The organism is Sphingopyxis sp. 550A, assembly GCF_053569535.1.
This window is the reverse complement of sequence record NZ_CM131615.1, coordinates 4,297,106-4,309,828: the sequence shown is the minus strand read 5'-3', so window position 1 is coordinate 4,309,828 and position 12,723 is coordinate 4,297,106. Positions and strand designations below refer to the sequence as shown.

The following is a 12,723-nucleotide window of genomic DNA, read 5'->3' as shown; positions in this document are numbered from 1 at the left end:
AGACCATCCTTCCTTGGTCTGAAACGCTTATTCCACTTTTAGAATGTTTGCAACATATGTTTCATGTTGGGTTGGAAATGAAATAGCTATGCCGGTCCGTCCTCGCGCGCCTTGCCGTCGGCGCGTGTTGCTTCGAAGGCGAAATTGATGACGAGCGCCTGCGCGAGACACATCGATGCCGACAGCGAGCGGAATTTCCGTACCTCCGCCTCGCGAATCTGCAGGACATGCTCGGCGGGCTTGGCGACCGGGCTGACCAGGCTGTCGCTGATCGCGAGGACGCGGCCGCCGCTCGCCTTTGCGGCGTTGACCACCGCGATCGTCTCTTCGGAATAGGGATGAAAGCTGATCGCGATCAGCAGGTCGTCGGGGCCCATCGCGTGCACCTGCTGCAGCCCCAGCCCCCCGACTCCGTCGATGAACACCGCGCGCTTGCCCGCCTGGAGCAGCGAATAGGCGATATAGGAAGCGACGGGGAACGAGCGGCGGAACCCCGCGACATGCACGGTGTCGGCCGCCATCAACAGGTCGACCGCGGCGCGCATGTCGGCACCGCTGACCGTCTGCAACAGATTCTGGATCGCAAGGCTGTTGCCCTCGACGAATTCGGAGAGGAGATTCGCGGGTTCCGCATCCTGCGCGCTGGTCGTCTGGTCGAGCTGGCGGACGCGCTCCGAATAGCCGAGCGCGGCATTGTTGCTGAGCAGCCCGTCGCGGAACAGACGCTGCATCTGACTCGCGCCCTCGAAGCCGAAACTTTTGGCGAAGCGCACGATCGCCGAGGGCTGGACGCCGCAGCGGTCGGCGATCACCGCAAGCGTTTCGAGCGCGATGTCGTTGGGCTCGTCGAGGATATAACGCGCGATCTGCTTGAGCCGCTTGCTCAGCGTCTCGTATCGGCTCACGATCTCGGCGCGCAATTCTTCCGCCGAAGCGGGGGCTGTCGGGACGTCGGTCAAAATCATTCTCCCCCGTTGGTCGGAAAAACGGAATATCTGTTCAAAACTTGTAACGCAACTGTCGCCCTGCGGCTTGTTCGAAGCTATGGAATATATGTTCCATATGATATAGAGTTGGAACATGGTTTCAACCGGAAGAGGATAATATGCACGACATCGCCCTGATCGGCGCCGGCAGGATCGGCAAAATCCATGCGGCGAACCTCGCCGCCAACCCGCGCCTGCGGCTGACGCGGGTCGTCGATCCCTTTCCCGAGGCGGCGGCGGAGATTGCGGCCCAATATGGCGCACAGGTTTCGACGATCGAGGACGCCCTCGCTGATCCGACCATCGCCGGCGTCGTCGTTGCCAGTTCGACCGACACCCATCTGCCCTACAGCCTCGCGGCCGCGGAGGCCGGCAAGGCGATCTTCTGCGAAAAGCCGCTCGATCAGGATCTGACCGCCGCGCGCGAATCGACGGCGCGGTTCGCGGCGCTCAAAGCGCGGCTCTTCCTCGCCTTCAATCGCCGCTTCGACCCGAATTTCGCGGCCCTGCAGGCACGGCTGGCGGACGGCGCGGTCGGCGCGCTCGAAACGCTGCACATCATCAGCCACGACCCCGCACCACCGCCGGTCGATTATGTCAAAGTGTCGGGCGGCATCTTCAAGGACATGGTGATCCACGATTTCGACATGGCGCGCTGGCTGCTCGGCGAAGAGGTGACCGAGGTCTTCGCCAGCGCCTCGGTGCTCGTCGACCCCGCGATCGGCGAGGCGGGCGACGCCGATACCGCGAAGACGATCCTGCGCACCGCATCGGGCCGGCTCTGCGTGATCTCGTCGAGCCGCCGCAGCGGCTATGGCTACGACCAGCGGATCGAGGCGTTCGGATCGAAAGGCATGATCCGTGCGCAGAACCAGCTCGAGACGACGGTCGAGACGTGGGGCGAGAAGGGCGCCGCCGCCGATCGCTTCCAGAATTTCTTCCTCGATCGTTACGCCATCGCCTACACCCGCGAGGCCGAGCACTTCGCCGACATTCTGGACGGCGCCGCGCCGCTCGTCGATTTTCGCGATGGCGTCGCGGCGCTGGCGCTGGCCGAGGCGGCGGCGCAGTCGGCACAGACGGGCGAGCGGGTGCTGCTCTAGAGTGCCGGTTTTGATGGAATCAAAACCGGCACTCTAGATTCTTGTCTTACCGTGTTTTCCGAGTCGTCAGCTGGTTCCACCTGACTTGAAAACACTCTAAAAGATTGGCGGCGTCCGGCGCCTCCTACCTGCGTCGTTCCCGCGAAGGCGGGGATGAGGGTCGCAATTGCCCTCTACCCGCAATCGGCGAGCGCGATCTCGTAGAGCTTCGGCCAATATTTGCCGGTGACGAACAGCCGCTTCTTCTTCGCGTCCCACGCGATGCCGTTGAGTACGCTGTCGTTTCCGCGCGCGCCCGCATCCGCCTTCAGCCCCGAAAGGTCGACGAGCGACACGACGTCGCCGCTCGCGGGGTCGATCCGGACGATGAGGTCGGTCATCCAGATATTGGCCCAGATTTGTCCGTCGATCGTCTCGAGCTCGTTGATCATGCGCAATGGCCGGCCGCCGAAGCGGACGGTGACGCGGCCTTGCTCCTTCATCGTCGCGGGATCGAGGAAGCGAAGATCGGACGAGCCGTCGCTGAGCACCAGGCGATCCCCGACCATGGTGACGCCCCACCCTTCGCCGTCATAGGCAAAATCGCCGATCGGGTTCAGATCCTTGAGCGACCAGCGATGGCCGACGCCATTCTGCCATGTCACGCCGATGATCTGATGCCCCCAGCGCGTGATTCCCTCGCCGAACTGATCGTCGGGCAGCTTCGTCTCGGCCAGCGCCTTGCCGGTTGCGAGGTCGAGCCGCGCGAGGCGCGAACGGCCGTATTGGCCGGTGGCTTCGTAAAGATGCCCGCCGTCCCAGAACAGGCCCTGGGTGAAGGACGAGCTGTCGTGCGGATAGCTCCGGACGATGCGATAGCCGCAGCGCTCGACCGGCGGCGGTGCGGGATCGGCGGCAGCGGCGAAAGCGAGGAGCAGGATCATAGCGCCTAGCTATGCCGGGCAAGGTGAACTGGCAATGTCTCTCCTTCGTCACCCCGGACTTGATCCGGGGTCCCGCTTTTCGAGGTCGCCGAGCGGGACCCCGGATCAAGTCCGGGGTGACGATACGTGCAAGAGCCACGAAAAAAGGGCCGGAGGATCGCTCCCCCGGCCCCGTTTCTTCGACTGAGCGCCGAACGGTACGGACTTAGAAGTCCATGCCGCCCATGCCACCCATACCGCCGCCGCCCATCGGCATCGCCGGCTTGTCTTCGGGAAGCTCGCTGACCGCCGCTTCGGTGGTGATCAGCAGGCCAGCCACCGACGCGGCGTCCTGAAGCGCGGTGCGCACGACCTTGGTCGGGTCGATGACGCCGGCGGCCTTCAGATTTTCATAGACGTCGGTCGCGGCGTTGAAGCCCTGCTCCTCATTGCCTTCGCGCAGCAGATTGCCCGCGACGACCGCGCCGTCGTGACCGGCGTTGGCCGCGATCTGGCGCAGCGGGGTCTCGATCGCCTTGCGGACGATGTCGATGCCGCGGGTCTGGTCGTCGTTCGTGCCCTTCAGCCCGTCGAGCGCCTTGGTCGCGTAAAGGAGCGCGGTACCGCCACCGGGGACGATGCCTTCTTCCACGGCAGCGCGGGTCGCGTGCAGCGCGTCATCAACGCGATCCTTGCGTTCCTTCACCTCGACCTCGGTGGCACCGCCGACCTTGATCACCGCGACGCCGCCGGCGAGCTTCGCCAGACGTTCCTGCAGCTTTTCACGGTCGTAGTCCGACGTGGTGGTTTCGATCTGTGCGCGAATCTGTTCGACGCGGCCCTTGATCGCCTCGGCTTCACCCGCACCGTCGACGATGGTGGTGTTGTCCTTGTCGATGGTGACGCGCTTCGCCTGGCCGAGCATGCCCAGCGTGACCGATTCGAGCTTGATGCCCAGGTCTTCGCTGATCATTTCGCCGGCGGTCAGGATCGCGATGTCCTGGAGCATCGCCTTGCGGCGATCGCCGAAGCCCGGCGCCTTGACGGCCGCGACCTTGAGGCCGCCGCGCAGGCGGTTGACCACCAGCGTCGCGAGCGCTTCGCCTTCGATGTCCTCGGCGATGATCAGCAGCGGACGGCCCGACTGCACCACGGCTTCGAGGATCGGCAGCATCGACTGGAGGTTCGACAGCTTCTTCTCGAAGATCAGGATATAGGGATCGGCGAGCTCGACGATCATCTTTTCCGGGTTGGTGATGAAGTAAGGCGACAGATAGCCGCGGTCGAACTGCATCCCTTCGACGACGTCGAGTTCGAACTCGAGGCCCTTGGCTTCCTCGACGGTGATCACGCCTTCCTTGCCGACCTTGTCCATCGCTTCGGCGATCTTCTCACCGACTTCGGTGTCGCCGTTGGCCGAGATGATGCCGACCTGCGCGATTTCCGAATTGCCCGCGACCGGGGTCGAACGCGCGGCGAGATCGGCGACGACCTTGCCGACCGCGAGGTCGATGCCGCGCTTGAGGTCCATCGGGTTCATGCCGGCGGCAACCGACTTCATGCCCTCGCGAACGATCGCCTGGGCGAGAACGGTCGCGGTGGTGGTGCCGTCACCGGCCTTGTCGTTCGCCTTGCTGGCGACTTCGCGCAGCATCTGCGCACCCATATTCTCGAACTTGTCCTTGAGCTCGATTTCCTTGGCGACCGACACACCGTCCTTGGTGATGCGGGGGGCGCCGAAGCTCTTGTCGATCACGACGTTGCGCCCCTTGGGGCCCAGCGTGACCTTGACGGCGTCGGCGAGGATGTCGACGCCCTTCAGGATGCGCTCGCGCGCGTCGCGCGAAAATTTAACGTCCTTGGCAGCCATTGGCTCATTCCTTTCAAAGGCGCAGAAAACTGCGCAACTTCACTCTCAATTCGACGGATGGACTCAGGCGATGACGCCGAGGATGTCCGATTCCTTCATGATCAGCAGCTCTTCGCCGTCGACCTTGACTTCGGTGCCCGACCATTTGCCGAACAGGATGCGGTCACCGGCCTTGACGTCGAGCGGGGTGACCTTGCCGTCGTCGGCGCGGGTGCCCGAACCGACCGAGACGACTTCGCCTTCCTGCGGCTTTTCCTTGGCGGTGTCGGGGATGATGATGCCGCCGGCCGTCTTTTCCTCGGCTTCGATACGGCGGACGAGCACGCGGTCGTGCAGCGGACGAAATTGCATGGATATCCCTCCAGAGGTGCAAATGATGTCACTTAGCACTCACGCGGGGCGAGTGCTAACAGGCGGGCATATGGGTCGCACCCCGTGGGGCGTCAAGCGGAGTCCAACGAAAATTTTACGCCTGCTCGGCTATGGCATCCAGATGGGGTGCGAAGTTCCTATCATCAAGGACGTTGAACCGCCCAGCCAACTGGAGTTGCTGGAGCGCGGAGCGCGTTTACGAAGCGATTTGCTCGATGCCTTTGCCCGCCTCGAAGAGGTTGTCTGCAAGAAGCTCGATCACGATGCAAAAGGAACGGCCGCCCAATCGCTGACCCAGAAGCTCAACGCTTTAGAGAAGGCTTCATTTCGTCATCCCATCAAGGCCAAACAGCGGATCGCGGAAATTCGCGCTTTGGTAGAGTGCCGGAACGACATGGTGCATTCTATCTTGGCGGTTGCCGAACTGAGCAGCGATTCCAACAGCTATTTCGTGTTCCGCAATGTCTCGGCGCTACCGGACTGCACAGGACGGCAGCTACGAGCCATCACGAGTGAAGAGTTCAAGGCGCTGATCAGCCGCGTAAAGACCGCAGCAAAACAACTCAGCGATCAGCCGATGAAGGCAACAGCCCCAACCGCCCCCGCAGCCGCCACCGCGTGAGCAGCAGCGCCGCGACGACGACCAGCCCGACCGCGAGGCCGATCCACACGCCGACCCCCGCCATCGGCGTCCAGAAGCCGAGGTAGATGGCGGTGCCATAGCCCGCGAGCCAATAGCCGCAGACCGCGATCAGCATCGGGATGCGCGTGTCCTGCAGCCCGCGCAGCACCCCCGCCGCGACCGTCTGCGCACCGTCGAAGAGCTGGAAGGCCGCGGCGACGACGAGGAACTGCATCGCAAAGCCGACGAGCAGCGCGTTCTTCGGATCGCCGACATCGACATAGATCGACAGGAAAAGACTCGGAAACAGCCACATCGACAGCGCGGTGAGCGCCATGAAGCCGATGCCGAGCCCCAGCGAGGCGCGACCCGCGAGCGCGATGCCGCGGCGGTCGCCCGCGCCGTATGCGAGCCCGACGCGGATCGTCGCCGCCTGCGCGACCCCGAACGGAATCTGAAAGGCAAGCGCCGCGATCTGGAGCGCGATCGTATGCCCGGCAAGCTGCGCCTCGCCGATCCGCCCCATCAGGAAAGCCGCGCCGGTGAACAGCCCCGCCTCGGCGAGGATCGTCAGCCCGATCGGCGTGCCGATGCGCAGGATTTCGGTGAAGCGGCTCCATTCGCTGCGCCACCAGTTGCCGAACAGATGATAGCGCCGCAACCGCCGGTCGCTCTGGATCACGACGACATAAGCGATCAGCATCGCGGTGCTGGTGAGGATGCTCGACAGCGCCGAACCGTGGAGGCCGAGCGCGGGCATACCGAGATGGCCGAACACCAATACCCAATTGCCGAACCCGTTGACGAACAGCGCCAGGAAGGTGATCGCGGTCGCGATCGTCGGCCGGCCGAGCGCGGAAACGAAGATGCGCAGCACGCTCGCCGCGATCGACGGAAACATGCACCACATGAGCAGCAGCAGGAAGCTGGCGGCACGGTGGGTCAGTTCGGGCTCCTGCCCCGTCGCGCGCATGATCGGCCCGCCCGCCGCGCAGACACCCATGAAGACGAGCGAGACGAGCAGGCTGAGCCACAGCGCCATGCGGACGGTGCGCCGCACCTCGCGCACGCTATGCTTGCGCCGCCCGAGTTCGGCGGCGATCAGCGGCGCCGACGCTCCGACGAGTCCGGTGCCGGTCCACAGCAAGAGGCCATAGATCGAAACGCCGAGCGACGACGCCGCGAGCGCCGCATCGCCAAGCCGCGCCACGAAGATGACGTCGATCGCATAGACGAGCATCTGGAGCAGGTTCGCGGCCGCCAGCGGCCAGGCGAGCGCCAGCGTCGCGCGAAATTCGGCGCGGAAATTCTGCGGCGGCGCCGCGGTCAGGGGGTGGGCCTGCTCCAGCATAGCCGGCCCGGATAGGCGCGGGGTTTCCGGCGTTCAATAGCGGTGAAGCGCCGCGCGCGGTTTCAGGGGCGGGGGTGATAAAAAGGCAACAGCCGCTCCCTCATTTCGTCATTGCGAGCGAAGCGAAGCAATCCAGAGTGGCGTAAACCGCTCTGGATTGCTTCGCTTCGCTCGCAATGACGCGGCTTTTACCCAACCCACATCGCCGTCATCTCATAGGCGAAGGCGAGAAAGGTCAGCGTCAGCCCCACCACGAACAGCCGATAGGCATAGGCCAGAAACCGATATTTGCGCCGCGCGAGGATCAGGCCGTTCTGATAGGTATCGCGCAGGATCGTCTCGTAAAGGTCCTCCTCGGTCCGCATCCGCGCCTTGACCGCGTCGATGAACTCATCCTCGTCCATCTGCGCGAAGCGGCCGAAGAAGAGGATGTTGCTGTGATCCTTGCCGTCGCGATAGACGGCGGGCGGCGCCTTGCCGACACGCGGCAGCACCGCCGAGATCGCGAGCAGCGCCGAGAGAAACGAAAAGGTCGCGAGCACCGTCAGCGGCAGCGCGAATGCCCCCGGGCCGCTGCGCGCCTGTCCGACCGCAAGCGTGAAGACGACGAAGGTCGCGCCCATCAGGATCGACGCCTTTTGGTCCGCCATCTGCGACAATTGCATCGTGATCTGCTGGTTGGTGCGCACGAGATGCACCGCATTGGGCGGGAAGGAAATCGCCGGCCGGTCCGGCGTCGCATCCGATTTTTCGCTGTCCATATAAGTCCCGTCCCTGTCCGCGACCTTTTGCGGGGATGGCATGAAGCGTCGGGAACGGCAAGATGCTGCCCGATTCCCGCCGCATTCGCTTGCCATGCGGGACGCATCGCGGCATTCCCGCGCGCAACATTCTATCTATATGGGACGCACCCGATGAGCACCGCCCTCAAGGACCAGATTTACGGCCTGATCACCCCTTTCAACAAGAAGGGCGTCGACCTTACCGACGCGACGACCTTTGCCGGCGACCTCGAATGGGACAGCCTGACGGTGATGGATTTCGTCGCCGAGGTCGAGGACACGTTCGACATCATCATCAGCATGAACCAGCAGGCCGAGATCGAGACTGTCGGCCAGTTGATCGCCGCGGTCGAAAAGCTGCAGGGCTGACCCGCCGATGACCGACCTCTTCTCCAAATTCGACCCGCTGATCAAGCAGCGCGAAGATCTGCTCGCGACCGGCGTCACCGATCCGTTCAGCCTGGTGATGGAGAAAGTCCTCTCCCCCACCGTCGCGATCTGCAACGGGCGCGAGACGATCCTGCTCGGCACCTATAATTATATGGGGATGACCTTCGATGAGGACGTCATCGCCGCGGGCAAGGACGCGCTCGACCGCTTCGGCAGCGGCACCACCGGCAGCCGCGTCCTCAACGGCACCTATCAGGGTCACAAGGCGTGCGAGGACGCGCTGAAAGAGTTTTATGCCATGGATCATGCCATGGTCTTCTCGACCGGCTATCAGGCGAACCTCGGCATCATCTCGACGATCGCCGGCAAGGGCGACTATGTCATCCTCGACATCGACAGCCACGCCTCGATCTATGACGGGTGCAAGATGGGCGACGCCGAAATCGTCGCCTTTCGCCACAACGACATCGAAGCCTTGGAAAAGCGCCTGAAGCGCCTGCCGCCCGAGGCAGGCAAGCTCGTCGTGCTCGAAGGCGTCTATTCGATGCTCGGCGACGTCGCGCCGCTGAAGGAGATGATCCGCGTCGCCAAGGAAAATGGCGCGATGGTGCTGGTCGACGAAGCGCATTCGATGGGCTTCATCGGCGAGCATGGCCGCGGCGTCGCCGAGGCGCAGGGCGTGATCGACGACGTCGATTTCATCATCGGCACCTTTTCGAAGAGCGTCGGCACCGTCGGCGGCTTCTGCGTCTCGAACCATCCGAAGTTCGAAATCATGCGGCTGGTCTGCCGGCCTTACGTCTTCACCGCCTCGCTGCCGCCGAGCGTCGTCGCGACCGCCGCGACGAGCATCCGCAAGCTGATGCACGGATCGAACAAGCGCGCGCACCTTTGGGAAAATTCGAAGACGCTGCACAAGGGGCTCAAGGATCTGGGCTTCACGCTCGGCACCGAGGAGCCGCAGTCGGCGATCATCGCCGTCATCATGCCCGACCTCGAAAAGGGCGCAATGATGTGGGAAGCGCTGCTCGAGGAAGGACTCTACGTCAATCTCGCGCGTCCGCCGGCGACTCCCGCGGGCATGACGTTGCTGCGCTGCTCGCTCTGCGCCGAACATACGAGCGACCAGGTCGGCGAGATTCTCGCCCGCTTCGAACGCGCGGGCCGACGCGCCGGGATTTTGGGCTGAGCCGCCCTCCTCGGGCGTCCGCGCCGACCAGCGGATTCCTTTTCGCGGCGAGTCGAGCCGGCGCGCGGCGCCCGCGTCCTTCGCACCTTTGCCCCGCGGCGCTTGTCCGGTAGAACGAAGCCGTGTTCGAGCGGGATCTGGACGATGAAACCGAGGAGCGGCGGGAGCGGTTTCGCTTCTGGCTGACCGTCGGGCTGGGCGCGATCCTGACCTGCGTGGTCGGGGCGCTCGTCCTGCTGCTCAGCCGCGCCAACGACGACTACGACCGCTCGCTCGGCTGGCAGGCGCACAGCCTGGAGATCATTTCGCAAACGCGCAGCCTCGACGCGGCGCTAGCCCGAGCCGAAGCCGCGCTCGGTCGCTTCGCGGTCGGGCTGCAGAAAGAGGATGGCCGCGTCTATCAACAGCAATGGGGGCTGTCGCAGCAATATCTGACGCTGCTCCAGCGCAACGTCCGCGACAATCCGCAGCAGGCCGAACTTGTCCGCAAACTGACCGCCGAACTCGCCGCCCGCGGCGCCCAGCTCGGCGACGCCGCGCTCAGCGCCAATTATCGTCAGACCGTCGCCGCCATCTCCAAATATAATGCCGCCGGCCACGACGCCGCGCTGATCCGCATCGACCGGCTGCTGTCCAGCCTCATTCGCAACGAACGCCGAATCCTGTTCGAGCGCAACCGCGTCGCGGCATCGGATCGCGCCAGCCTCAACCAGGCGATCCTGCTCTTTTCGCTGCTCGGCGCCGCAGCGGCGGTGATTGCGATCGCCGCCACCGTCTCGCTCGTCCGCGCCGAGGGCGAACGACGCGCGGCGCGGCGCGAAACCCTGTTCGAAAGCGACCGCGCGATGCAGCTCGAAGCCGCGGTCGAAACGCGCACCGCCGAGCTTGCGCAAGCCAACGACGCGCTGCGCAGCGAGATGAGCGAGCGCGTAGCGGCCGAGGCGCAGCTCCGCCAGGCGCAGAAGATGGAAGCCGTCGGCCAGCTCACTGGCGGCATCGCGCACGACTTCAACAATATGCTCGCGGTCGTGGTCGGCGGGCTCGAACTCGCGCAGAGGCTCGTCGCGACCGCGCCCGACAAGGCGCAACGGCACCTCAGCAATGCGATGGACGGCGCCAACCGCGCCGCCGACCTGACGCGCCGCCTGCTCACCTTCGCGCGATCGGAACCCGCGCGTCCCGAAATGATGCCGGTCGACGAGTGCATCACCAGCTTCGCCGAGCTGATCGAACGGACGATCGGCGACCGCATCGCGCTGACGCTCGATCTGCATGCACCCGACCTGGCCTGCTGGGTCGATCGCCAGCAGTTCGAGAATGCGCTGCTCAATCTCGCGGTCAACGCGCGCGATGCGATGGACGGCCATGGCTCGCTGACGATCCGCACCCTGCGCGATGAAGAGGAAGAAGCGGCAGCGCTGGCGGTGCAGGTCATCGACACGGGCTGCGGCATGTCGGCGGAGGTACTCGAACGCGTCTTCGATCCCTTCTACACCACCAAGCCCGCCGGCCAGGGCACCGGGCTCGGCATGAGCCAGGTCTTCGCCTTCTGCCGCCAGTCGGGCGGCGAGGTGCAGGTGTCGTCGACCGAAGGCGAAGGGACGAGCGTCGCGATGCTGCTCCCCGTCGCGCGGCCTGAGGAAGCAGGCGCGGCGCTGACGAATGCGAACGAGACCGCCGACGAAGCGGCGCCCGGCGACGCGCTCTCCATCCTTGTCGTCGAGGACGACCAGCGCGTCCTCGCAGCGACGGTCGATGCGGTCGAGGAGCTGGGGCACACGGCCGTCGCATGCGGCAATCCGCTCGACGCCGAGGAGATCGTCGCCCGATACGGCGGCTTCGACCTGATCCTGTCCGACGTGCTGATGCCCGAACTGACCGGCCCCGAAATGGTCGCCGGGCTGAAACGGCGCTGGCCGGACCTGCCGGTGCTGTTCGTCACCGGCTATGCGGGCGATGCGAGCGAGGACGCGGCGTTCGGCGACCATGACGTGCTGCGCAAGCCCTTCACCCTGACCGCGCTCGACCAGGCGATCCGGCGCAGCAATGCCCCGGCGGAGGGGCGGCGGCTGGCGGGCTAGCGAGACCTGTCAAATCCTGATCGTCCCTTTTTCTTTCGTCATCCCGGCGAAGGCCGGGATCTCACCGTCTCGGCCTGATGCACCGGCGGGATCCCGGCCTTCGCCGGGATGACGAAAGCAGCGTTTCAGTCAAATCCGATCGCGCTCTAACGGATCGCGCCGCTCTTCATCAGGCGCGGCACCAGCGTCACCGCGGCGAGCAGCGGCCAGCGGCGCTGCCAGGGCTTGATCTCGATCTTCGTGCCTGCGTGGCGATTGATCTTCCACGCCAGATAATCGATCCCCCCGGCATAGGTGAGGCTCGCCTTCGCCAGCCGCGCGACGCTGAGCAGCTTGCCCTCGATGCGGCGGCGCGCCCAACCGCCGCTCGGTGCGCCGGCGGGAATCGCGGCGATCGCCGGCTCGCTGAAGCGCCGATAGCGCTCGGGGTCGGCGTCGACGACCGACTGCGCGCGGTTCGCGCGTTCGGCGCGCAGCTCGACCGAATAGGTCAGTGAAAAAGCACGGCGCCACCAGTCGAGCGGCTCCTCGCCGGCGCGCGAGCCCGCGGCGGCGAGCAGCGTCGGCGCGGCGCGCGACATCGCCGCGACTGCCCGCCCCGCCGCGGTGTCGTCGACCGCCCAGACGAGCCGCGACGGCTGCGCGAAGCGCGCCCAGACCGACACGTTGCGCGTTTCCGGCCCGTTCAGCCGCTCGAAATCGCCCTCGCTCAGCACCGCATATTTGGCGATCAGCCCGCCGTGCTGGAACGGAAAGACATTGGGCGGGATCAGCCGGTTCGCGAGCGCCAGCCAGCGCCGCGGATAGGCGTCGCCATAGTCGGAAACGATCAGATAGAAATCGAGCATCAGCCCGTCGAGTTCGCGCTCGCGCAGGCAGCTCCCGTAAAAAAGCACCGCGCGCGCGCTGCCCGGATAGTCGGCGGCGATCGCCGCCGCCATCGCGGCAACGCGCGGATCGACGGGGAGCGACAATTCTTCGCGGACGAGTTGCGCCAGCCTGTCCGGCTCCCCGAGCGAAGCCGAGGGGCTCGTTCGAGCGAAGCGAGAACCGCTCATGGGCCTCGACTGCGCTC

12 protein-coding genes are annotated in these 12,723 nt (G+C 65.1%); 5 read left to right on the top strand and 7 right to left on the bottom strand.

What is annotated here, in order from left to right; translation table 11 throughout:
* Positions 1-86: 86 nt before the first annotated feature.
* Positions 87-959, bottom strand: a complete 873-nt coding sequence (locus tag ACVENA_RS20935) for a MurR/RpiR family transcriptional regulator (protein ID WP_257546552.1) — start codon at positions 957-959, stop codon at positions 87-89.
* A gap of 146 nt (positions 960-1,105) precedes the next feature.
* Between ACVENA_RS20935 and iolG the strand changes: the two genes are divergently transcribed.
* Complete coding sequence (gene iolG / locus ACVENA_RS20930; RefSeq protein ID WP_449326907.1) at positions 1,106-2,089, top strand: inositol 2-dehydrogenase; 984 nt, start codon at positions 1,106-1,108, stop codon at positions 2,087-2,089.
* A gap of 173 nt (positions 2,090-2,262) precedes the next feature.
* Here the strand turns inward: iolG and ACVENA_RS20925 are convergent, their stop codons facing one another.
* The 3 genes from ACVENA_RS20925 to groES all read right to left on the bottom strand — a co-directional run bounded on the left by ACVENA_RS20925 (position 2,263) and on the right by groES (position 5,212).
* Positions 2,263-3,012 (bottom strand): glutaminyl-peptide cyclotransferase, encoded by a 750-nt coding sequence (locus ACVENA_RS20925; protein WP_449326906.1) that lies wholly within the window; start codon positions 3,010-3,012, stop codon positions 2,263-2,265.
* A gap of 205 nt (positions 3,013-3,217) precedes the next feature.
* Positions 3,218-4,861 carry a chaperonin GroEL gene (groL, locus tag ACVENA_RS20920; RefSeq protein WP_449326905.1) on the bottom strand — a complete coding sequence of 548 codons (1,644 nt, stop codon included), beginning with the start codon at positions 4,859-4,861 and terminating at the stop codon, positions 3,218-3,220.
* Between the two features lie 63 nt (positions 4,862-4,924).
* The gene (groES, locus tag ACVENA_RS20915; protein ID WP_037554105.1) at positions 4,925-5,212 is read right to left on the bottom strand and encodes a co-chaperone GroES; all 288 of its coding nucleotides are present in this window, start codon (positions 5,210-5,212) and stop codon (positions 4,925-4,927) included.
* A gap of 70 nt (positions 5,213-5,282) precedes the next feature.
* Between groES and ACVENA_RS20910 the strand changes: the two genes are divergently transcribed.
* Positions 5,283-5,855 carry a hypothetical protein gene (locus ACVENA_RS20910; protein ID WP_257546564.1) on the top strand — a complete coding sequence of 191 codons (573 nt, stop codon included), beginning with the start codon at positions 5,283-5,285 and terminating at the stop codon, positions 5,853-5,855.
* Here the strand turns inward: ACVENA_RS20910 and ACVENA_RS20905 are convergent.
* Positions 5,797-7,206: an MATE family efflux transporter gene (locus ACVENA_RS20905; RefSeq protein ID WP_257546566.1), complete on the bottom strand. Its 1,410-nt coding sequence runs from the start codon at positions 7,204-7,206 to the stop codon at positions 5,797-5,799. The genes ACVENA_RS20910 and ACVENA_RS20905 overlap by 59 nt on opposite strands.
* A gap of 188 nt (positions 7,207-7,394) precedes the next feature.
* Positions 7,395-7,967 (bottom strand): Pycsar system effector family protein, encoded by a 573-nt coding sequence (locus tag ACVENA_RS20900; protein WP_257546568.1) that lies wholly within the window; start codon positions 7,965-7,967, stop codon positions 7,395-7,397.
* 153 nt (positions 7,968-8,120) lie between these two features.
* On the opposite strand from ACVENA_RS20900, the gene ACVENA_RS20895 reads away from it, so the two are divergent.
* From ACVENA_RS20895 to ACVENA_RS20885, 3 genes are all read left to right on the top strand, one after another.
* Entirely contained in the window at positions 8,121-8,357 is a 237-nt protein-coding gene (locus ACVENA_RS20895) for an acyl carrier protein (RefSeq protein WP_257546570.1), read from the top strand.
* 7 nt (positions 8,358-8,364) lie between these two features.
* The gene (spt, locus tag ACVENA_RS20890) at positions 8,365-9,567 is read left to right on the top strand and encodes a serine palmitoyltransferase (RefSeq protein WP_449326904.1); all 1,203 of its coding nucleotides are present in this window, start codon (positions 8,365-8,367) and stop codon (positions 9,565-9,567) included.
* 122 nt (positions 9,568-9,689) lie between these two features.
* Complete coding sequence (locus ACVENA_RS20885) at positions 9,690-11,648, top strand: ATP-binding protein (protein WP_449326903.1); 1,959 nt, start codon at positions 9,690-9,692, stop codon at positions 11,646-11,648.
* Positions 11,649-11,794: 146 nt separating this feature from the next.
* Here ACVENA_RS20885 and ACVENA_RS20880 read toward each other — a convergent pair whose 3' ends face one another.
* Entirely contained in the window at positions 11,795-12,706 is a 912-nt protein-coding gene (locus tag ACVENA_RS20880; protein WP_449326902.1) for a hypothetical protein, read from the bottom strand.
* Positions 12,707-12,723: the final 17 nt, after the last annotated feature.